Source organism: Aeromonas sp. 6P (assembly GCF_051919525.1).
GTDB classification, from domain to species: Bacteria; Pseudomonadota; Gammaproteobacteria; order Enterobacterales; family Aeromonadaceae; genus Aeromonas; species Aeromonas veronii.
The window spans coordinates 3,241,326-3,261,522 of sequence record NZ_JBQBEO010000002.1 but is presented as its reverse complement, the minus strand read 5'-3'; the positions used below and the strand labels follow the sequence as shown (position 1 = coordinate 3,261,522).

18 protein-coding genes and 1 pseudogene are annotated in these 20,197 nt (G+C 58.7%); 14 read left to right on the top strand and 5 right to left on the bottom strand.

What is annotated here, in order from left to right; all coding sequences use genetic code 11:
* The 6 genes from ACTG2J_RS15010 to ACTG2J_RS14985 all read left to right on the top strand — a co-directional run bounded on the left by ACTG2J_RS15010 (position 1) and on the right by ACTG2J_RS14985 (position 6,041).
* Entirely contained in the window at positions 1-618 is a 618-nt protein-coding gene (locus ACTG2J_RS15010) for a TorD/DmsD family molecular chaperone (RefSeq protein ID WP_216949048.1), read from the top strand.
* Positions 619-735: 117 nt separating this feature from the next.
* Complete coding sequence (locus ACTG2J_RS15005; protein ID WP_005303194.1) at positions 736-939, top strand: transcriptional initiation protein Tat; 204 nt, start codon at positions 736-738, stop codon at positions 937-939.
* A 23-nt stretch (positions 940-962) separates the two neighbouring features.
* Positions 963-3,839 carry a formate dehydrogenase subunit alpha gene (locus tag ACTG2J_RS15000; RefSeq protein ID WP_113740445.1) on the top strand — a complete coding sequence of 959 codons (2,877 nt, stop codon included), beginning with the start codon at positions 963-965 and terminating at the stop codon, positions 3,837-3,839.
* 4 nt (positions 3,840-3,843) lie between these two features.
* On the top strand, positions 3,844-4,503 hold the full coding sequence (gene fdh3B, locus ACTG2J_RS14995) for a formate dehydrogenase FDH3 subunit beta (RefSeq protein WP_005353752.1): 660 nt from the start codon (positions 3,844-3,846) through the stop codon (positions 4,501-4,503).
* Complete coding sequence (locus ACTG2J_RS14990) at positions 4,500-5,471, top strand: formate dehydrogenase subunit gamma (protein ID WP_005353740.1); 972 nt, start codon at positions 4,500-4,502, stop codon at positions 5,469-5,471. The genes fdh3B and ACTG2J_RS14990 overlap by 4 nt, the downstream gene beginning before the upstream one ends.
* 159 nt (positions 5,472-5,630) lie before the next feature.
* The gene (locus ACTG2J_RS14985) at positions 5,631-6,041 is read left to right on the top strand and encodes a DNA breaking-rejoining protein (RefSeq protein WP_234923066.1); all 411 of its coding nucleotides are present in this window, start codon (positions 5,631-5,633) and stop codon (positions 6,039-6,041) included.
* Positions 6,042-6,128: 87 nt separating this feature from the next.
* On the opposite strand, the gene ACTG2J_RS14980 is transcribed toward ACTG2J_RS14985, so the two are convergent.
* Positions 6,129-6,893, bottom strand: a complete 765-nt coding sequence (locus tag ACTG2J_RS14980) for a substrate-binding periplasmic protein (protein WP_113740446.1) — start codon at positions 6,891-6,893, stop codon at positions 6,129-6,131.
* Between the two features lie 274 nt (positions 6,894-7,167).
* On the opposite strand from ACTG2J_RS14980, the gene ACTG2J_RS14975 reads away from it, so the two are divergent.
* Positions 7,168-8,883: an NAD-dependent malic enzyme gene (locus tag ACTG2J_RS14975; RefSeq protein WP_005334789.1), complete on the top strand. Its 1,716-nt coding sequence runs from the start codon at positions 7,168-7,170 to the stop codon at positions 8,881-8,883.
* 87 nt (positions 8,884-8,970) lie between these two features.
* On the opposite strand, the gene ACTG2J_RS14970 is transcribed toward ACTG2J_RS14975, so the two are convergent.
* Both ACTG2J_RS14970 and ACTG2J_RS14965 read right to left on the bottom strand, forming a co-directional pair.
* Positions 8,971-9,312, bottom strand: a complete 342-nt coding sequence (locus tag ACTG2J_RS14970) for an RT0821/Lpp0805 family surface protein (protein WP_174218742.1) — start codon at positions 9,310-9,312, stop codon at positions 8,971-8,973.
* Complete coding sequence (locus tag ACTG2J_RS14965; protein ID WP_113740447.1) at positions 9,309-10,481, bottom strand: hypothetical protein; 1,173 nt, start codon at positions 10,479-10,481, stop codon at positions 9,309-9,311. The genes ACTG2J_RS14970 and ACTG2J_RS14965 overlap by 4 nt, the downstream gene beginning before the upstream one ends.
* 305 nt (positions 10,482-10,786) lie before the next feature.
* Between ACTG2J_RS14965 and ACTG2J_RS14960 the strand changes: the two genes are divergently transcribed.
* The 5 genes from ACTG2J_RS14960 (at position 10,787) to ACTG2J_RS14940 (ending at position 16,596) form a co-directional block, all read left to right on the top strand.
* Positions 10,787-12,025, top strand: coding sequence for a uracil-xanthine permease family protein (locus ACTG2J_RS14960; RefSeq protein WP_005334784.1), 1,239 nt, complete (start codon positions 10,787-10,789; stop codon positions 12,023-12,025).
* 551 nt (positions 12,026-12,576) lie between these two features.
* Positions 12,577-13,308, top strand: a complete 732-nt coding sequence (locus ACTG2J_RS14955; protein WP_005334783.1) for a substrate-binding periplasmic protein — start codon at positions 12,577-12,579, stop codon at positions 13,306-13,308.
* A 64-nt stretch (positions 13,309-13,372) separates the two neighbouring features.
* On the top strand, positions 13,373-14,899 hold the full coding sequence (locus ACTG2J_RS14950) for a methyl-accepting chemotaxis protein (RefSeq protein ID WP_103422401.1): 1,527 nt from the start codon (positions 13,373-13,375) through the stop codon (positions 14,897-14,899).
* 376 nt (positions 14,900-15,275) lie between these two features.
* Positions 15,276-16,067 (top strand): winged helix-turn-helix domain-containing protein, encoded by a 792-nt coding sequence (locus ACTG2J_RS14945; protein ID WP_113740448.1) that lies wholly within the window; start codon positions 15,276-15,278, stop codon positions 16,065-16,067.
* 10 nt (positions 16,068-16,077) lie between these two features.
* The gene (locus tag ACTG2J_RS14940) at positions 16,078-16,596 is read left to right on the top strand and encodes a hypothetical protein (protein ID WP_005353702.1); all 519 of its coding nucleotides are present in this window, start codon (positions 16,078-16,080) and stop codon (positions 16,594-16,596) included.
* On the opposite strand, the gene ACTG2J_RS14935 is transcribed toward ACTG2J_RS14940, so the two are convergent.
* Positions 16,586-17,005, bottom strand: coding sequence for a GNAT family N-acetyltransferase (locus tag ACTG2J_RS14935; RefSeq protein ID WP_113740449.1), 420 nt, complete (start codon positions 17,003-17,005; stop codon positions 16,586-16,588). The two genes, ACTG2J_RS14940 and ACTG2J_RS14935, sit on opposite strands and share 11 nt — an antisense overlap.
* A 155-nt stretch (positions 17,006-17,160) precedes the next feature.
* Here ACTG2J_RS14935 and ACTG2J_RS14930 point away from each other — a divergent pair, with 155 nt between their 5' ends.
* Positions 17,161-17,661 (top strand): SRPBCC family protein, encoded by a 501-nt coding sequence (locus ACTG2J_RS14930; RefSeq protein ID WP_113740450.1) that lies wholly within the window; start codon positions 17,161-17,163, stop codon positions 17,659-17,661.
* A gap of 206 nt (positions 17,662-17,867) precedes the next feature.
* Here ACTG2J_RS14930 and glk read toward each other — a convergent pair.
* Positions 17,868-18,839, bottom strand: a pseudogene (glk, locus tag ACTG2J_RS14925) (glucokinase); the annotation flags it as partial.
* A 347-nt stretch (positions 18,840-19,186) separates the two neighbouring features.
* On the opposite strand from glk, the gene ACTG2J_RS14920 reads away from it, so the two are divergent.
* A complete protein-coding gene (locus tag ACTG2J_RS14920; protein ID WP_005334759.1) occupies positions 19,187-20,041 on the top strand; it encodes a MurR/RpiR family transcriptional regulator in 855 nt (284 codons plus the stop codon).
* The last annotated feature ends 156 nt before the right edge of the window (positions 20,042-20,197 follow it).

The following is a 20,197-nucleotide window of genomic DNA, read 5'->3' as shown; positions in this document are numbered from 1 at the left end:
ATGAGTGAACAACATAACGAAAAGGCTGGCGAACTGACCATGACCGAACTGGAACAGAGCAGCGCCGATCTCTACGCCCTGCTGGCGAGTCTCTGGCGCGCCGCCCCCCGTGGCGAACAGCTCGCCTGGCTGCAAGGGTTGCAGCCGATGCCAGGCCCCTTTGCCAGAGGGCTCGGGCTGGTGCAGCTGGCGGCCAGTAGCCACCACGAAAACGAGCTTGCCGAGGAGTATCAGAATCTCTTTATCGGGCTGGGGCGCGGGGAGATCGTGCCGTTTGCCTCCTGGTATCTCACTGGCTCCCTGATGGAGCTGCCGCTGGCGGTGCTGCGCGCAGATCTGCAGTCCCTCGGTTTCGAGCGCCAGAGCGGAGTGTGCGAGCCGGAAGATCATCTCGCCGCCCTCTGTGAGGTGATGGCGGTACTGATTGGCGAACAGCACTCGGAGCGCAATCGCTTCTATGAGCGCCACCTTGCCCCCTGGGTACTCGCCTGTTGCCGCGATCAGCAGCAGGCGAAGGGGGGCAGCTTCTACCGTGCGGTCGGGGCCCTTGCCGAAGATTTCTTCAAGCTGGAAAACGAATTGCGCCTGCCGTTTGGCGCCTGCGTGGTGCCGGGCTGAACGCCCTTATCTGCGCATAACAAGAGCTGCACATAACAAAACGAGCAGACGAGATATCCCATTGGACGCGAAGCTGGCGCGCAGGCGCCAGCAAGAACAACAACAGAGGTCACAAGAATGAGCGATGAACAGCTGAAAGACCCGTCCCGCCGCAATCTGATCAAGGGAGTTGGCGTGGTTGCCACCATAGGCGTGCTGGCCGGTGCCACCGGTCGGGTGGTGGGCAAAGAGGTGCTGACCCACGATACCGAGCCTGACAAGGGCTATCGGGAGACCCCCCATGTTCACGACTTTTATCGCACCCTGCGCGGCACCGACTGAGCCGGATCAGTGAAGGAGAACTCATGAAACTGACAAAACGTGCCGAGCAGCCCCAGGTGGGCGAGCAGGGCAATGAGGCCATTCGCGGTCAGGGGCTGACCCGTCGCGCCTTTATGGTCAACTCGGGTCTGGTAGCCGGTGGCGCCGTGGCCGCCGGTTGGCTGGCCCCTGCCATGATGCAGCGGGCCGAGGCCAAAACCGTGGCGGCCGGGGTGCCGGTCGAGGTGAAGCGCACCATCTGTTCCCACTGCTCGGTGGGCTGCGGCGTCTACGCCGAGGTGCAAAACGGCGTCTGGACCGGTCAGGAGCCGGCCTTTGATCACCCCTTCAACCTTGGCGGCCATTGCGCCAAGGGGGCTGCCCTGCGCGAGCACGGCCACGGTGAGCGTCGCCTCAAGTACCCGATGAAGCTGGTGGGTGGCAAGTGGCAGCGCATCAGCTGGGATCAGGCCATCGAAGAGGTGGGCAACGAGGTGCTGCGTCTTCGCAAGGAGTCCGGCCCCGACAGCGTCTACTGGCTCGGCTCCGCCAAGCACTCCAACGAGCAGGCCTACCTGTTTCGCAAGATGGCCTCCCTGTGGGGCACCAACAACGTGGATCATCAGGCGCGCATCTGTCACTCCACCACGGTCGCAGGTGTAGCCAACACTTGGGGCTACGGCGCCATGACCAACAGCCTGAACGACATGCACAACAGCAAGTCGATCATGTTTATCGGCTCCAACCCGGCAGAGGCCCACCCGGTCGCCATGCAGCACATCCTGCTGGCGAAAGAGCGCAACGGCTGCAAGATCCTGGTGGTCGACCCGCGTCGCACCCGCACCGCCGCCAAGGCGGACATGTACCTCTCCCTGCGCCCGGGCACCGACGTCGCCTTTATCTGGGGCATGCTCTGGCACATCTTCAAGAATGGCTGGGAAGACAAGGAGTTCATCCGTACCCGCGTCTATGGCATGGACGAGGTGCAAAAAGAGGTGGCGCGCTGGACTCCGGCCGAAGTGGAGCGGGTGACCGGCCTCAACGAACAGCAGGTCTATGGCGCAGCCAAGCTGCTGGCCGACAACCGCCCCGGCTGCGTGGTCTGGTGCATGGGCGGCACCCAGCACACCACAGGCAACAACAACACCCGCGCTTACTGCATCCTCGAACTGGCCCTTGGCAACGTGGGCAAGAGCGGGGCGGGCACCAACATCTTCCGTGGTCACGACAACGTGCAGGGCGCCACCGACTTTGGCGTCACCTCCGACTCCCTGCCCGGCTACTACGGGCTGGAAGAGGGCTCCTGGAAGCACTGGGCCCGGGTGTGGGATGTGGATTACGAGTGGATCAAGGCCCGCTTTGACAACAAGGCCTACAACGGCAAGCTGCCGATGAACAACAACGGCATTCCGGTCTCCCGCTGGGTGGACGGTGTGCTGGAGAATGCCGATCTCATCGAGCAGGGCTCCAATATCCGCGCCATGTTCTACTGGGGCCATGCGGTCAACTCCCAGACCCGCGGCCCGGAAATGAAGAAGGCGATGCAAAAGCTCGACATGATGGTGATTGTCGACCCGTATCCCACAGTCGCTGCCGTCATGAACGATCGTACCGACGGCGTCTACCTGCTGCCGGCCACCACCCAGTTCGAGACCTATGGTTCCGTTACCGCCACCAACCGCTCCATGCAGTGGCGCGATAAGGTGATTGAGCCTCTGTTCGAATCCAAGGTCGATCACGAGATCATGTATCTGCTGAGCAAGAAGCTCGGCTTTGCCGACCAGCTGTTCAAACACATCAAGGTGGAGAACAACCAGCCGCTCTTGGAAGACATCACCCGCGAATACAACCGCGGCATGTGGAGCGTGGGCTACACCGGCCAGAGCCCGGAGCGGCTCAAGGCGCACCAGCAGAACTGGCACACCTTCCACAAGACCAACCTCAAGGCCGAGGGCGGCCCGGTCAGCGGCGAAGTGTACGGTCTGCCCTGGCCCTGTTGGGGCACCCCGGAGATGAAGCACCCGGGCAGCCACATCCTCTACGACACCAGCATTCCGGTCTCGGAAGGGGGTGGCGGTTTCCGTGCCCGTTTCGGCATCGAGTATCAGGGCGTCTCGCTGCTCGCCGAAGACTCCTGGCCGAAGGGGAGCGAGGTGGAAGATGGCTATCCCGAGATCACTGCCGACCTGTTGAAGCAGCTCGGCTGGTGGGATGAGCTGACCGAGGCCGAGAAGAAGGAGGCCGAGGGCAAGAACTGGAAAACCGACCTCTCCGGCGGTATCCAGCGTGTCGCCATCAAGCACGGCTTCGTTCCCTATGGTAACGCCAAGGCGCGCTGCGTAGTGTGGACCTTCCCGGATCAGGTGCCCAAGCACCGCGAGCCGCTCTACACCCCGCGCCGGGATCTCTTGGCAGACTACGCCACCTGGCCCGATGCCAAGAGCCTGTGGCGCCTGCCGACCCAGTACGCCTCGGTGCAGGAGAAGGATGTCAGCAAGGAGTTCCCGATCATCCTCACCTCGGGCCGTCTGGTGGAGTACGAGGGGGGCGGCGACGAGACCCGCTCCAACCCTTGGCTGGCTGAATTGCAGCAGGAGATGTTCGTCGAGATGAACCCGGCAGATGCCAACGACGTCGGCGTGCGCGACGGTCAGGATGTGTGGGTCGAGGGGCCGGAAGGGGGCAGGGTCAAGGTGAAGGCGCTGGTGACCCCGCGGGTCAAGCCGGGGCTTGCCTTTATGCCGTTCCACTTCGGCGGCCACTTTGAGGGCAAGGATCTGCGATCCAAATATCCGGAAGGGTCTGACCCCTATGTGCTGGGGGAGTCGGTCAACATAGTCACCACCTATGGTTATGACCCGGTCACCCAGATGCAGGAGACCAAGGTCACCCTGTGCCGTTTTCGCAAAGTAGGAGCCTGATCCCATGGCCAGAATGAAATTCATGTGTGACACCAAGCGCTGCATCGAGTGCAACGGCTGTGTGACGGCGTGCAAGAACGAGAACGACGATGCCCTCGAGTGGGGCATCCAGCGCCGCCGGGTGGTAACCCTCAACGACGGCCTGCCAGGTGAAACCTCCATCTCGGTCGCCTGCATGCATTGCACCGACGCCCCCTGCATGGCGGTCTGCCCGGCCGACTGCTTCTATCACACCGACGACGGCATCGTGCTGCACAACAAGGATCTCTGCATCGGTTGCGGCTACTGCCTGTTTGCCTGCCCGTTCGGGGCGCCCCAGTTCCCGAAGACCGCCGCCTTTGGCGATCGGGGCAAGATGGACAAGTGCACCTTCTGTGCCGGCGGCCCGGAAGAGGATCACAGCGAGGCGGAGCGCCAGAAGTACGGTGCCAACCGCATCGCCGAGGGCAAGCTGCCCATGTGTGCCGAGCTCTGCTCCACCAAAGCACTGCTGGCAGGGGATGCGCAGGTGATCTCCGACATCTTCCGCGAGCGGGTTGCCTATCGCGGCGCCCCTCATGCAGCTTGGGGGGCTGACGAACAGGCGCTCTATCGCGACGCCAGCAAACCTCACGATGGCAGAGGCAAGGGGCTCAAGCTTGGCAAGCAGGAGGATGGCCAATGAGACACTGGCTGACAGCGCTGCTGACGGCCTTGCTGCTGTTCAGCGCGCCCGGCTTCGCTGATGCGCAGAAAGAGGCGGTCGGCTTTGCCGGCGCCGATTATTGGCGGGCGGTGAAGGATGGGCAGGAGGGGGTGACCACCTCCCGCTCGCCGGAGCACGGAGTGCTTATCTCGGTGCCGGGCCAGCTCTGGTTCGAGGTGAAGACCAAGTGGGTGTCGCCGCTCGGCGCCATCGCCATTTTCGGGTCGCTCGCCATGTGTGGCCTGATGTATCTGGTGGTGGGGCAGACCAAGCTCTCCAAACCGCGCACCGGGCGCAAGCTCAAGCGCTGGAGCAGGCTGGATCGGGCGTTGCACTGGACCACGGCGGCCATGTTCCTGACCCTCTCCGGGTCGGGGCTGGCCATCATCTACGGCAAGTACTTCATCAAGCCGGTGGTGAGCCTCGGGGTGTGGGAGAACTGGATCTGGTTTGCCAAGGTGTTCCACAACTACGTGGGGCCGCTCTTCTTCCTCTGCCTGATGGGGGTGCTCATCAAGTGGTTCCGCCACAACATCGTCAACATGGTGGATGTGCAGTGGTTCATGAAGTTTGGCGGCATGCTCGGCAAGCACAAGGGAAGTCACCCCTCGGCGGGCTTCTCCAACGGCGGCGAGAAGGCGATCTTCTGGCTACTGATCTGGTTTGGCGGCATCGTGGTGGCGACCGGGCTGTTCCTCGACTTCCCCATCTTCGGCCAGCTGCGCCGCCAGATGGAGTGGGCCAGCTTTATCCATATCGTAGGCGCCTTGATCCTTATCTGCGGTTTTATCTTCCATATTTACATGGGCCTGTTCCAGCTGGAAGGGGCGCTGGAGGGGATGGTGACCGGCGAGGTGGACGAGACCTGGGCCAAGGAGCACCACGACCTCTGGTATGAAGAGGTGAAGCACACCCTCGATGAGCCCAAGGCGGGCAAATCAAGCTGATGGTCGACAAAGAGTAAAGAGAAGGGGCGCTGCGGCGCCCCTTTTGATAGCGGGTCGATGGTGATGGCAAATTGATTGAGCGATGCCGCAAACGGCGATGGTTTTTTGGGTCACCTTGAGCAACAGTAACAGGGGTTCCATTCACACAAGGGATGACAAATGATGAGAAAAGCATGGCTGGCAGCGGTATGTGCATCTGCGCTCTTCGGTGGTATTGCGGGCATGGCGCAGGCGGCTGACGGGATCAAGACCCAGCAGGTGCAGTTCAAGAAGGGGGAGTCAGGGGCAACCATCAACGGCACCATTCAGGGTAGCCAGACCCTCGATTACAAGCTGACGGCCAACAAGGGCCAGAGCATGGTGGTGATCCTGACCGGCAAGCCCTACTTCAATATTCTGCCGCCGGGCAGCAAGGGGGAGGCGATCTTTGTTGGCTCTCGTGACGGGAACAACTTTGAGGCAACCCTGCCTGCCAAGGGCACTTATACCATTCGGGTCTACCAGATGGGGGCGGCCGAGAGCAGCAAGGCCAAGACGCCGTTCAAGCTGGAGGTGGGCATCAGCGGCTAATGCCAGCAGCTGACAAGCATCACAGAGGTGGCGGCCACAAAGGGCCGCCACCGTTGTTTTATCCTCTCTGTTTTTGCCTCGCCAAGGTCAATATTCACCCCGGGCCAGTCGCTCGAAGTAGCGCTGATAACGTCCGCTGGCGATGGCCTGCTGCAACTGCTGATTGAACTGATCCCGCAGTTTGGCTGAATCCGGCATCTTGCGTGGGAACATCACGAAGCTGTCGTTGCGCAGAAAAGGGGTCTGACTGTGGGTGATGAGTGCCGCGCTGGCGGGGTCGAGCTGGTTCTGCAACTCGGCCAGACCGACTCGCAGCTCTTGTGGATAGAGGTCGATCCGCCCGCGCAGCAGCTTGCCGAAATTCTGCTTCACGTCGGTGACTTTCTGTTGGGTTACCTTGCCATCGGCCACCATCTTGTCCAGCTCGGGCCCGTAGCTATAGGCGATATCGCCCCCCAACCGCATGCCGATGATCTGCTCAAGGCGCTCGGCCTGCAGCCGCCGTGATTTGAGGGAGAAGAAGACAAACTGCTCCTGCAGCACCGCTTCGCTGAACAGAAAATCCTGCTCCCGCTCCGGTTTGTGCATCCAGACGGCGGTGGCGTCGTAGAGCTGGCTGTTGGCCGCCAGCGAATAGACCCGACCCCAGGGGGCGAAGTGGAACTTCACCTCATAGCCCGCCTCCTTGAACAGATCGCTGATGAGGTGGGCCACTGGCCCGTGCTGTTTTGACTGCTCGGAGACAAAAGGGGGCCATTCACCCACGATGATGTTGAGCACCCGACCCGGTGCGGCGAGAGCTGACTGGCAGGTCAGAAATAGCCACAGAGCAAGCAGCGAGATCAGGCGCATGGCAGAAAGAAGGGGACGCAGGCTGGCAGAGGCGAGGGCATCAGGTCACTCCCGGCTGTGATGCGGTGAAAGGGGCTGGGTTGCCCGCAATGCTAACATGAGTCTCATTCCTTGCCGTGGATATTTGTCTCGCCGGGGTCGCCGGGCGCCTATTTTGGCCGCAGGGTATGCCCAAGCTCACAAAACCGATCGAGTAAACGTCATATGATTGATTTCATTATGAGTCTTGCTCTCCTGCCGAACGGCAATTTCACGTAAATCAAAGAGAATGACTATGGCTACCGGACAATATCTGCTGTGGAAAGATGCACAGGGACAGGATTTTCGCCCCGTTGCACTGACCGGCACTGATCTGCTTAACAATCGATACCTCAACAAGGGCACAGCCTTTACCGAACAGGAGCGGGCCGATTTTGATCTCGATGGTTTGCTGCCGCCTCAGGTGCAAACTTTTGAAGCCCAGCTCGAGCGAGTGTATGAGGGGTTCAAGAGCGCTTGCAGCGATATCGAGAAGTACCAGAACCTGCGTGCTCTGCAGGATCGCAACGAAACCCTGTTTTATGCCCTGTTGTCACGCCATGTGGAGGAGATGACTCCCTATATCTATACCCCGACCGTGGGCAAGGCGTGTCAGGAGTTCAGCCACCGCTTCCAGAAGCCGCGTGGCCTCTACATCACCCCGGACAACGTGGATGACATGGGCAGTCAGGCCCGTCACTTCGATGCCAAATCGATCCGCATCATAGTCGTCACCGACAGCCAGGGCATTCTGGGGATCGGCGACCAGGGTGTTGGCGGCATGGGGATCCCTATCGGCAAGCTGGCGCTCTATACCCTAGGGGCCGGTATTCACCCCGCCTGCTGCATGCCCATCGCGCTGGATGTGGGCACCGACAATCAGAAACTGCTCGATGACCCCATGTATCTGGGCCGCCCCCACAAGCGTATTCGCGGCAAGGAGTACGAAGAGTTCATCGACAAGTTCGTGCAGGGGGTCAAGCGCCACTTCCCCAACGCCGTGCTGCAGTGGGAAGACTTCAGCAAATCCAACGCCTTCAACAATCTGGCCCGCTACCAGCAGTCACTGCCGTCATTCAACGATGATATTCAGGGCACCGGTGCCGTGGTGCTGGCCGGTATCATAGGCGCGGTCAAGGTCAAGGGGGAGACCCTGGGTCAGCAGAACTATCTGGTCTATGGCGCTGGCGCCGGCGGGGTTGGTGTCGCAGATCAGATCTGCGCGGGGATGATCCGCGAGGGGATGGATCCGCAGGCGGCCCGCGATCGAATCTACATTCTGGATACCCAGGGGCTGGTGTGCGACAACCGGGACGGGCTCGACGAGTACAAGCGTCGCTACGCCAAACCGGGGTTGCTGCTGGCGGGCTGGGATACCGAGGTGCCCGGCAAGGCCAATCTAGCCGATGTGCTGCGTCATGTGCCCATTACCGTGCTGCTGGGTACCAGCGGCTCGGGCGGGGCCTTCCAGGAAGAGCACATCCAGCTGATGCTGCAGCATTGCGAGCGCCCCATGGTGTTCCCGCTCTCCAACCCGACCGCCAACTGTGAAGCGCTGCCGGAGGATATCTACCGCTGGAGCAAGGGCAAGGCGATCGTGGCGACCGGCAGTCCGTTCAAGGATGTGAGCTACGAGGGGCAGGAGTTCAGGGTCGGGCAGGGCAATAATGTCTTTATCTTCCCCGGTGTAGGTCTGGCGGCCATCGTCAGCCAGCTCCGCGAGATCACGCCCGATGTCTTCACTACCGCCGCCTTTGCGCTGGCCGAGTGCGTGAGCGAGGTGGACCTGGCGAAAGGGGCCGTTTATCCCCGCATTCGCGAGCTGCGCAGCATCTCGGTGCATGTGGCGACTGCTGTGCTCAAGGATATCGTGCGTCGGGATCCCTCCCACCCGCTGATCGGTCAGGATCTGCAGCAGCATATCCTCAACCACATGTGGGAGCCGGTTTACCTGCCCTATCGTCGGGTATAACCGCGTATTCACCGCTCGGATAACGGGTCGGTAAAGATGACAAGGGGGTAGCGCTGCTACCCCCTTTCGTTTACCCCGTGGCATTCACTAAGTTCGCAATGGCCGCCAGCGCCCTTGCTGATTGCGACAGGCGGTATCCTGCCACTGCTGGCTCGCCTTGCCGATATAGAGTTGCTCGCGATAGTCGCGACACCACTTCCCGCTGGTATGGCGGAAGGTGCGTAGCGGGGTGACGCTACCCGAGTGACGGTTAGCCGGATTGAACCAGGTGAGGCTCTGCCCTTTGGTACGGGTTTCCAGCGCCTTGGCGAGTGCCTGATTGGCCAGTTGAACATCTGCCTTATCCATCTGATGGTAAAGCGGCGGGGTGTCGACCGTGGCGCAGCCAGCGAGGCCGAGCAGGAGGAGTGTTATCAGATAACGCATCATGGTTGCCCCTGTTGGCGAAAACCGTTGTTGATCAGCGCCCGCTCCTGCTCATCGGTAAGCACTTGCTGGCGATCATCGACCGTGCCATCACCTCTTAGTTTGTTGCCGTTGGCATCGACAGCATCCACACCGTTGTCATCGATGGTGCCATCGCCTCTGAGTTTGTTGCCATTGGCATCAACGGCATCCACACCGTTGTCATCGACCGTGCCATCACCTCTTAGTTTGTTGCCGTTGGCATCGACCGCATCCACGCCGTTGTCATCGACTGTGCCATCGCCTCTGAGCTTGTTGCCATTGGCATCGACGGCATCCACACCGTTGTCATCAACGCCATTGCCAAACCCGCGGCCACCCCCATGGCGTTCTCCCCCTGCATGTTTTTCTCCACCAGCATGCCGTTCACCTCCACCATGCTGCTCTCCGCCGGCATGCTCGCCTTGGCCGCCACTGTCATCGCTGCCCCCATCGCTGTCGCTGTCGCTGCCACCGCCGCTGTCGCTGCCACCGCCGCTGTTGCTGCCTCCACCACTGCTGCCCCCACTGCCACCATCGCCATCTTTGTTGTGAACGATCAGCTCATTGGCGATGTAGCTGTGGCTGCCATCGAGCAGCAGATTGAAGAGTGCGGTAGTGGGAGACGCCTCGATCCAGCAAAGTGACTCAACCAGCAGTAATTCCGGCTGGGATTGCAGGGCCAGATTGCCCGTCACCATGACAGGTGCCGGGCGACACATTATCTGCATGCCGGTAAATAGCGGCAGCACCGCCAGTTGCGGGTTTTCGGTTCGTGTCATGGCCGGTGAGATGGCTGCCCAGCCCCGAGTGGTCAGCAGAGGGTGCTCTGCGGTAAAGAACGGGGGCAGATCATTGATCCCGTAGAGTCTGCGCTTGCCTAGTATGACCCGTTCGATCGCCAGGATCCGGTTACTGCCGCCGTGCTGATCCAGCACCCGTTCACCGACCCGCAGCGTCTCTATAGGGCGGGTGGAGCCATCGGCCATCGTGATGCGAGTGCCGGCGATAAAGCAGGACTTGGCATAGGCCTGATTCATTTGCCACTCATTGTGGGCGAAATCATAACTGAACGGGTTCGCAAACAGGGCGAGAGCGATGGCCGAGCCGATCAGCAATCTGCGCTGGCTGGCCTTGAATGGGGGCTGTGACATGGGGACTCCTTGTCCATCTTGATTCACAGGATCCATTATAGAGCGCCCCTTGGTGGCGGCATTTTTGACCATGAACACAATAAACATGATGGAAAAACGATTGGCGTTCGTCACAATAATGCGTAAAATCGCATACTCGATGCTTGTAGCAACGAATCCCGCCTAAAAAGCCAGTTTCATGCCCTTCCCAAGCAGTAAAAGGTAACAAGTGACGCATTTGTGTTCATTTTGTGCCTTGAAAAAGTCTTGTGATGACTGAAAAGTGATAAATATCCCCATCAGTTATCAAAAAATTAAGGACATCCATGTTTTCCTTAGTCAAGCAAAGTGTCGCCGGGCTGCAAATCCTGTTTGTCGCCTTCGGTGCCATGGTTCTGGTGCCCCTGCTCACCGGACTGAACCCCTCCATGGCCCTGCTTGGCGCCGGTGTGGGCACCCTGTTGTTCCAGCTCTGCACCCGCCGCCAGGTCCCGATTTTCCTCGGTTCCAGCTTTGCCTTCATCGCCCCCATCATCTACGCCACCCAGACCTGGGGATTGCCATCCACCATGTTTGGCCTGTTTGCCGCCGGTTTCATGTATTTCATTCTGGCTGCGCTGATCCGGGCAAAAGGGATGGGGTTTGTGCACAAATTGCTGCCCCCGGTGGTGATTGGCCCGGTGATCATGGTCATCGGTCTTTCTGTGGCGCAGGTTGCCTGCAACATGGCGATGGGCCGTGCCGGTAGTGAGCAGGTAGTACCTGCGGGGACTGCGTTGACGCTGGCCGGTATCTCGCTGGCGGTCACCCTGATTGCAGCTGTGTTTTGCAAGGGGTGGATCAAGCTGATCCCAATCCTGTGCGGCGTGATTGCCGGTTATGTCTCGGCGGTCTTCATGGGCCAGGTGAGTTTCGATGGCATGGTGAACGCCCCCTGGCTGGCGCTGCCCCACTTCGAAACCCCAGAGATCAACTGGGCTGCTGCGTTGTTCATGTTGCCGGTAGCCATCGCCCCCTGTATCGAGCATATCGGTGGCGTGTTGGCGATTGGTGGCGTGACTGGCAAGGATTACACCAAGGATCCGGGTTTGCACCGTACGCTGGCCGGTGACGGCATTGGCGTCTGCTTCGCCGGTTTCATCGGTGGCCCACCCGTGACCACCTACGCCGAAGTGACCGGTGCCGTGATGATCACTCGCAACTTCAATCCGGTCACCATGACCTGGGCTGCGGTGTTTGCCATCATTCTGGCCTTCTTTGGCAAGTTCAATGCGCTGCTCACCTCTATCCCCATGCCGGTGATGGGCGGTATCATGCTGCTGCTGTTCGGATCCATCGCTGCCATCGGTCTCAAGACGTTGGTGGAATCCAAGGTGGATCTGGGGCTGTCACGCAATATCGCCATCGTCGCTGTGACTCTGACCGTCGGTGTCGGTGCGCTGGAGATGAAGATTGGCGACTTCGCGCTGGCCGGTGTTGGCCTGGCCTCTGTTGCCGCCATCCTGCTCAACCTGATCCTGCCTGCGCACTCCGAAGAAGGTGTGATGGACGCGGCCAAGGACTGAGTTCCACCAGGTGTTCATCGTTGATTTGGAGAAGGCCACCTCGCGGTGGCCTTCTCATTTTCGGGTATCTCGCGCCACTTTTTGGCTCGGCGGAGCTCATCTGGAATCTAATCTGGAAGCAGATGAGGGGGTTAGCATTCTCATTTGACGTATCTCTTTTCGTGACCTTAGCTAAAGGACAGGTTTGGCTCTGAGGTCTCCTCGAGCAGTATGGGAAAATGGATGTTGGCGTTTTATATCATTTCTCTCCCAGACCCCTGTCATAAAACGATGCGCTTCTTCTTTGCCACGGCGCTGTTGTATGGCGGAGGCTTATCCGCCCCACTCCGTACTCCCCTCATGCTGCCCTGGCATGTTTCCACCTCGATTTGTTGTGAGCCTCCCTCGCCGGTTGCGTTTCGTTACGCACAGGCAAAATCCGGATCTGTTTGCTGCTGCACATGGGTGGGTGGCGAGCCGTGAAAGCCGGCATGACCCCAGCGGGTCAGACGTGCACCGCCATCGGTAACGGCGGATGTTCAGGGATGAATGGCAAGCAAAGCGAGGTTGCAATGAACTATCAACTGCTGTGGAAAAGTGCAATTTTTTCAGTCTCTTCCATGATGGCGATAAGCGCTGTTCAGGCTGCGCCACTGAACGTGATGACCGAGGATTACCCGCCATTCAACATGCAGGGAGAGGGGGGCAAGATTGTCGGGCTGTCGACCGAGGTGGTCGAAGAGCTGTTCAAGCGTGCTGGGGTCGAATACAAACTGACCCTGATGCCCTGGAAACGGGCGTATGAAGATACCCTCGGCACCCCCAATACCGCCCTCTACTCCACGACCCGCACTCCGGAGCGGGAAGCACTGTTCAAGTGGGTAGGGCCGCTGGTCAATAACAACTGGGTGTTTTTCTCCAGTTCGACCGCCAATATTACGGTCAAGTCGCTGGAAGATGCCAAGCAGTATTCGGTGGGGGGCTATAACGGTGATGCGGCCGCCGAATATCTCAAAGCCCAGGGATTTGCCAAGTTGCAGCTGGCTGCCAACGATACCGCCAACGTGAAGAAACTGGAGGCAGGCCGCATTGATCTCTGGGCAACCGGCCAGTATCTGGCCCCCTATCTGGCCAGCAAGGAGAAGGTGGCCTCACCCAAGCCGGTATTCGTGTTCAAGGAAACCCAGATGAGCTTGGCGTTTAACAAGGATACGCCCGATGAGCTCATCACCAAGCTTAACGAGATCCTCGCTGCCATGAAGGCGGATGGCACCATCGACAAGATCAATGCCAAGTACCAGTAACAGTACCAATAGCAAGTGCCGCTCAATGGCACTGCGCCGGCTGCCGTAAAACCGGGAGGAAACCATGGATTGGAAAAGTCTGACGTTCAGGATTGCCGTGTTGACCTCCCTGTCGGTGAGCCTGCTACTGGTGTTGTTTGGCGCTTACAACTACAACGCGGTCAGGGCGGAGAGCTACAGCAAACAGAGTGCGCTGGTCGAACAGGCCATCGGCCGGCTGCAGCTCTCCCTGCCCGGCCCGCTGTGGAATTATGAATCGGCCTTCATCGAGGCATCGCTCAAGTCCGAGCTGGCGGCCGATATCCTGAGTGCTTTGCTGGTGGTCAACAAGGACAAGCTGGTAGCCGGGTTTGCCCGTGACTCGGCGGGGGACATTGCCCCCGTGACAGCCATGCCTGCCGATGTGTCTGCCTACGGGGGGTATGATCTGGTCTATGACGACAGCGGCCAGAAAAACACCGTGGCCCGATTGCTGGTGCAAACCAGTGATGCTGCCATTCAGGCCCAACTGCGGCAGCAGTTGATCACCACCGTCTGGCAGATCCTTGTGCTCGATCTCTGCATCATCGCGCTGCTGATGGTGCTGATTCATCGCAATGTGCTCAGGCCGCTTCACCAGATGAATCAGGCTGTGTTCGATCTGGCCAAAGGAGAGGGGGATCTGACCCGGCGTCTGAAGATCAGCCGTCAGGATGAGATGGGCGCGTTGGCCACCAACATCAACCACTTTATTGCCAAGTTGCAGGAGATGGTGGCGGAGATCAACGAGCTCTCTGCCGGTGTGTTGCAAACCGCTGAACTCTGTGACTCCCTCTCGGCAGATACCCGGGTAGGCAGTGACGCCCAGCAATCCGAGCTGGATCAGGTCGCTACCGCCATTACCGAAATGAGTCAGGCAGTGCAAGAAGTTGCTGGTAACGCGGTGAAAACCTCTGGCGCTACCGATGAGGCCAACCTCTATGTGGAGCAGGGTTACAATCTGGCGGGCCATGCCAATGAGGCCATCCATCAACTGGTGGGGGAGGTGGAGCGAGTCGCCACCCTGATGCGCACCCTTTCGACCGAAAGCAGCAGCATTGGCACCATCATCGAGGTGATCAACGGCATTGCCGAGCAGACCAATTTGCTTGCCCTCAACGCGGCCATCGAGGCGGCGCGGGCGGGTGATCAGGGGCGCGGTTTTGCGGTGGTGGCGGATGAGGTACGCACCTTGTCGGGCCGTACTCGCCAGTCGACGGAGGAGATCAGTGCCAGTATCAAGCGGTTGCAGCAAGCGACCCAGAATGTCGGGGCCGGCATGCAACAGAGTCAGGAGAAGGCATCCCGCGCCGGCATCGAGGCGGCAGATGTGCAGATATCGGTGGAGAAGATTAAAAATCAGGTCAGCCTGATCCGCGAGATGAACATGTATATCGCCCAGGCATCGGAAGAACAACACTCGGTGGCAGAGGCGGTCAGCCATAGCGTCAACCGGATTGCGACGCTCAACAGCGAGAGTGCAGCCAGAGTGGCAAAGGTTGCCGAGGCCAGCAGTGATCTGCGGCAGCTATCGGCCCAGCTTGATACCCTGCTCAAGCAGTTTCGGGTCTAGTCAGTTAACTTCGCCCCGTTGGATCATCCTGCGGGGCAGGCCGGTTCCCATTAATTTGAGGCGTGGCGAGATGTCGTGAGGGGCAAGGTGCCTTGTCCACCAGCGTTTTTCGCCATGCCCATGTCACTGTTCAGCTGAGATTGGCGTGACTGTGATACGCGAAACTCGCAGCATCATGCTCTGCCCGATACGCAGTCCGACAGCGCTGGACGCATATTTTCATTTTCCCCGCTCATGCCTGCTAGCATCTATTGTGCCGCTGATCCCGACCCTTTAGAATTTCGTTTAATTACAGCAAGTCCTGAGCCGCCATCTGGCTTTATCAGGTGTGGAATCCCATCTTCTTCATGATGAATGCAAATAACAGGTGGTTGGTATGACGGGGGGTGCGCCAGGCAATAACATATCAGCCTATCACTTCGGTGATTATGTCTTTGATGTCAAAAGGCGAGAGCTGATCTTCTGTACCGACAAGGACAACTTGCAAAGCGCCCGGGTGGTGCGCTTGTCATCGGCAGAGAGCCTCATTTTCAGCTATCTGCTCGATCACCATGACGAGGTGTGCGACAAGGATCTGTTGCTCGAAATCGGCTGGTTGGGTCGCCCCATCAGCCCCAACTCACTGAACGTGGCCATCGCCAATATTCGTCGCCACTTCGCCTCATCCCCCCAGACGCTGGATATCAGAAGTACCCCGAAAAAAGGGTACTCCCTGCATCTTAACTGCAAGATGAAGAGCTATTACGGTAAGGCACTGCCAACAGAGAGTGAGCCCTTGCCCGAGCCGATGAGCGAGCCCACGCCTGCAGCGGCTGCGCAGCCACCGTCGACATCACCAAGCTCCGACCACGAGGTCATCGAAGAGCCTGCTGCTCCCCGTTCTTTTGGTGAGCGCGCCAAACTTGCCTTTCTCAGCGGTATCGGGCGGCCAATGCTGGCAAGGGGCCTGATGTACGTCAATCTGCTACTGGCTGTGCTGATGGCGTTTGTCGCCAGCTATCTCCATTTCGAGTGGCTCCATGTGCACTGCACCGACTCGCCGACCGGCGTTGTTTGCCAGATGGAGGCACGGAGCGATGTGCCACCAGTCAAACCGGCATCGCTGGTGCTGGTCTCCGGCCACCAGGTTCGCGTGCTTTCCTATAAAGAGCTCGAAAAAACGCTGTAAGGGATCTCTGATGAAACGAACGCTGAAAAATACCTTGCTGCTGTTGCCACTGCTTGTCGTGCTGCTGTTTGTGGTCGGGATGTTTATCAACAGCCTGGGCTGCCATTACGATCTGAAAATGTCGGCCAATGGAGTCAACTATCACGGGGTGTGCCGCTGGGGCAAAATTACCGTGATCGAAGAGGAGGAGGCGACCAGGGAGAAGTGGCGAGTGACCGGTTTTCAACTTACCTTCTTCAACCAGCTTGTTTACCTCATCGACAGTCGTACCCAACTGCACGAATCGGGTAACGATGACTCCTATCTCAATGAGTACAACCTGATCCAGTCGCAATATGCGCTGGTCAACTATGCCTGGGTGCCGCTGACTGAAAACAAGGTGGCGATCTTCCAGCGCGATCCAGTGCACGAGGTCGTGATTGCCCAGCGAGATGGCTGGTTCGATCTCTACCGCTGGTTCTTCCCCCCGGCACCGCTGGTGCCTGTTCAGCCGCAAAGCGCAGGTGCCGGGCGTCCCGCTAGCTTCTAAGCAACTTGCACCAGGAGCCGGTGACCTCGCAGTGGCCTGTCTCATCACTGTTTTGCCAGCCCAGCCGATGGTAGAAGGCCACTGCCGCCGTGTTGCGGGTCGCAACCTTGAGCGAGCCGTGCGGCGAATCAGCGAGGCCCCGCTCCAGCAGGGCGCGCCCTATCCCCTGACCGTGCCAGTCGCTTGACACATAGAGGTGATGGACGAAGTGATCGGGCTGCCAGATGGCGATAAAGCCGCAGATATTGCCCCCCTGTTCGGCGACCCACACCTGTTCACCTTTGGTCTGCACCTCGAAATCCTCGAGTTGGAAACGGGCGGGATCAACCCAGTGAAAGGTGTGGCGGCGGCTCTTTAAAAATAGCCGGGCCAGTTGGGGAATGTCGTGTTCTTCCATGAGCCGGATCATGATGCCCTCCCGAGCCAATGTTCATTAAGGCAACTGCACAGAGGCAGGTTAATCGATGCAAATGACAAGGATGTGATTAAGCACTGTCCATTGTATTTGCCATGGGGCTATACTGCCGGAGTCCCTTGTATGGATGGCTTGAGGATCGCTGATTTATGGACAATAAACTGATTGAAGGCAACATTTTTGTTCCGGCGTACATAGACGATGTCTGGCACGCCTGGACTACCGAAAGCGGTCTGCGCAGTTTTCTGGCTCCCGAATGTTTGATGGTGGCCGAACCGAATGGCCCTTTCGAGATCTACTTCAGGCCTGATGCCCCGCTGGGTGAACGTGGCAGCGAAGGGTGCCGGGTCATGGCCGTCATGCCCTATGATTTGCTCAGTTTCAGCTGGAATTTCCCACCCAGCCTGCCCCATATCCGCCAGCAAAAGACCCAGGTTTGCCTGCGCTTTGTGCCGGAAGGACAGGGTACTCGCCTCTACTTCCTGCAGAGTGGTTGGGCCAATGATCCGGATTGGGATCAGGGTTATGCCTATTTTCGAGAAGAGTGGCTGGAGACCAGTCTGCCACGGTTGCAGTACCGTTTTACCCACGGTCCCATCGACTGGAACAATCCTCCCGACAAGGCGCAGCTGAAGGCGCTGGCCCAGTAATCCCGGATATCAGACATAAAAAAAAACCGGCCAAAAGGCCGGTTGAAACAGTTCAGGCTTGTCAGGTGACAAACGTATCCAGCGGATGAGAGTCGCTTTCCACTCCTTGTGAAGCACAACCCTCTTGGTTACGTGCGGCTACTTTATGCCATTCACACTGAATCGAGGCTGAACCATGGATGATCCCGCCTCGTTCCCCTCTTTAATCAGATAGTGATCCCCATCGACTGGCGCAAGTAAGCGCCCGCACCGAGTAGCCCAGGCCCTTCATGGGTGATTAGGAACACCGGGATCTCCTTGAGGTAGGACTTGAAGCGCCCCTTGTCTTCAAAGGCGACCCGGAAACCGGAACCGGTAAAGAACTCCTGGAAGCGCGGCACTATGCCGCCTGCGATATAGACGCCGCCAAAGGTACCCATATTGAGGGCCAGATTGCCGGCAAAGCGGCCCATCAGCACGCAGAACAGGCTCAGGGTGCGACGGCAATCGAGGCACTCCCCAGCCAGTGCGCGCTCGGTAATGTCTTTGGGGGCGAATGGCTCAGGCTCACGGCCATCGGATTTCACCAGCCCGCGATAGAGATTGACCAGACCCGGGCCGGAGAGGAAACGCTCTGCCGAGACATGGCCCAATTCGCCTCGCATTACTTGCAGCACTGCATCTTCCTCTTCGGTGTTGGCAGCAAAATCCACATGACCACCTTCACCCGGCAGGCTCAGCCACTGCTCACCCGCCTTGACCAGATGGGCGACCCCAAGGCCGGTGCCCGCACCATAGATGGCGATGGGCTTGCCCGCTACCGGCGCGGCGCCGCCAAGCTGGATGCGATCCGATTCAGCCAATACCGGCACCGCCATCGAGACCGCAGTAAAGTCGTTGATCACTTGCAGGCGTGCCAGCCCGAGATTGCTCTGCATCTCGCTGATGGAGAACTCCCAGCTGTGGTTGGTCATGGCAACCCAGTCACCGTTGATGGGGCAGGCGATGGCAATGCAGGCTTCAGCTACCTGAACCTTGTGTTCTTCCAGATAGAGGCGTACCACGGCTTCAAGGCTGGGATGGGCCAGACCTGAGTAGGTCTTTGCCTGAGAGATAGTACCGGTGGCCAGCTCACACAGGGCCAGACGCGCATTGGTGCCGCCGACATCGCCGACCAGCGCATGGGTATGCTGCATAACAACTCCTTCGTTACAGGATGGGGACGACTCTGGTGTCCCGAGATTATTGTTGGATTATGACGGCCCATTCTATCCGAGCTCAGGCTTGCTCACTCGCCGGATCGATACAAACGTGCGCCTGCTCACAGTGTTGTTGCTTTGCAACATTTGTAAGCGCTTTCATGGCAAGGTGACGTTTTGTAACGAAAAGTACGAAATAATTAGAGATGAGTCATACTTTGTATGGCAGGCGTTAGTTGCGATAACCGCTTGTCTTGTATAGTCCTTAGCTTGAATGGAAACTTGCTTAGCCGTAGATTGAGTGCAAAGACACTGAAGCTAAATTACAAAAACGCCTGGTGGTGATGATGAATACCCTTGATAAAATTACGAATAACTTGGAAAGTTTCAGTAAATCAGAACGCAAGGTTGCCGAGGTGATCCTGGCGTCTCCCCAGACCGCCATCCACTCCAGCATCGCCGCTCTGGCCAAGATGGCCGATGTCAGTGAACCGACCGTCAACCGCTTTTGCCGCCGTCTCGATACCAAGGGCTTTCCTGATTTCAAACTCCATCTGGCCCAGAGCCTGGCCAATGGCACCCCTTACGTAAATCGTCATGTGGAAGCGGAAGATGGGCCTGATACCTACACCGCCAAGATCTTCGAATCCACCATGGCTTGTCTGGATGCCGCCAAAAACAGCCTGGATATCTCTGCCATCAACCGCTGCGTCGATATCCTGACCCAGTCCAAGAAGATCAGCTTCTTTGGCCTTGGCGCCTCCTCCGCCGTTGCCCGCGATGCCCAGAACAAATTCTTTCGCTTCAACATTCCGGTAGTGAGCTTTGACGATATCGTCATGATGCGCATGAGCTGCATCAACAGCAGCGAAGGGGATGTAGTGGTGCTGATCTCCCACACCGGTCGCACCAAGGCGTTGGTCGAAATCGCCGCGCTGGCTCGCGAGAACGACGCCACCGTGATCGGTATGACCGCCAAGGACTCCCCGCTGGCCCGCGAGTGCAATCTGGTGCTCTCCATGGATGTGCCGGAAGATACCGATGTCTATATGCCGATGGCATCCCGCATCGCCCAGCTGGCGCTGGTGGATGTGCTGGCGACCGGTTTTACCCTGCGCCGGGGGATGAAATTTCGCGAAAATCTGAAGAAAGTGAAAGAGGGATTGCGCGAATCCCGCTTCGAAACCCCGCACTCTTCCTGAACCGTCGGGGGCTCCGGCCCCCGACTGTCTATGCCACCCGCCTTGGTGTAGTATTGTAATTTAATAACAAAAACCACCCAGATGGTTTGTAAACGGGTGCATCGAGCCATGGGCTTGATGGGGCAGAATCTCAAGTCATATCAACTTCATATTGGA

Bases quoted from the DNA above. Each gene is read 5' to 3' on its own strand.
- ACTG2J_RS14990 (WP_005353740.1), top strand. From the start codon at position 4,500: ATGAGACACTGGCTGACAGCGCTGCTGACGGCCTTGCTGCTGTTCAGC.
- ACTG2J_RS15000 (WP_113740445.1), top strand. From the start codon at position 963: ATGAAACTGACAAAACGTGCCGAGCAGCCCCAGGTGGGCGAGCAGGGC.
- ACTG2J_RS14930 (WP_113740450.1), top strand. From the start codon at position 17,161: ATGGACAATAAACTGATTGAAGGCAACATTTTTGTTCCGGCGTACATA.
- ACTG2J_RS14980 (WP_113740446.1), bottom strand. From the start codon at position 6,893: ATGCGCCTGATCTCGCTGCTTGCTCTGTGGCTATTTCTGACCTGCCAG.
- ACTG2J_RS14960 (WP_005334784.1), top strand. From the start codon at position 10,787: ATGTTTTCCTTAGTCAAGCAAAGTGTCGCCGGGCTGCAAATCCTGTTT.
- ACTG2J_RS15005 (WP_005303194.1), top strand. From the start codon at position 736: ATGAGCGATGAACAGCTGAAAGACCCGTCCCGCCGCAATCTGATCAAG.
- ACTG2J_RS14940 (WP_005353702.1), top strand. From the start codon at position 16,078: ATGAAACGAACGCTGAAAAATACCTTGCTGCTGTTGCCACTGCTTGTC.
- ACTG2J_RS14935 (WP_113740449.1), bottom strand. From the start codon at position 17,005: ATGATCCGGCTCATGGAAGAACACGACATTCCCCAACTGGCCCGGCTA.
- ACTG2J_RS14950 (WP_103422401.1), top strand. From the start codon at position 13,373: ATGGATTGGAAAAGTCTGACGTTCAGGATTGCCGTGTTGACCTCCCTG.
- ACTG2J_RS14920 (WP_005334759.1), top strand. From the start codon at position 19,187: ATGAATACCCTTGATAAAATTACGAATAACTTGGAAAGTTTCAGTAAA.
- ACTG2J_RS14945 (WP_113740448.1), top strand. From the start codon at position 15,276: ATGACGGGGGGTGCGCCAGGCAATAACATATCAGCCTATCACTTCGGT.
- fdh3B (WP_005353752.1), top strand. From the start codon at position 3,844: ATGGCCAGAATGAAATTCATGTGTGACACCAAGCGCTGCATCGAGTGC.
- ACTG2J_RS14975 (WP_005334789.1), top strand. From the start codon at position 7,168: ATGGCTACCGGACAATATCTGCTGTGGAAAGATGCACAGGGACAGGAT.
- ACTG2J_RS14965 (WP_113740447.1), bottom strand. From the start codon at position 10,481: ATGTCACAGCCCCCATTCAAGGCCAGCCAGCGCAGATTGCTGATCGGC.
- ACTG2J_RS14970 (WP_174218742.1), bottom strand. From the start codon at position 9,312: ATGATGCGTTATCTGATAACACTCCTCCTGCTCGGCCTCGCTGGCTGC.
- ACTG2J_RS14985 (WP_234923066.1), top strand. From the start codon at position 5,631: ATGATGAGAAAAGCATGGCTGGCAGCGGTATGTGCATCTGCGCTCTTC.
- ACTG2J_RS14955 (WP_005334783.1), top strand. From the start codon at position 12,577: ATGAACTATCAACTGCTGTGGAAAAGTGCAATTTTTTCAGTCTCTTCC.
- ACTG2J_RS15010 (WP_216949048.1), top strand. From the start codon at position 1: ATGAGTGAACAACATAACGAAAAGGCTGGCGAACTGACCATGACCGAA.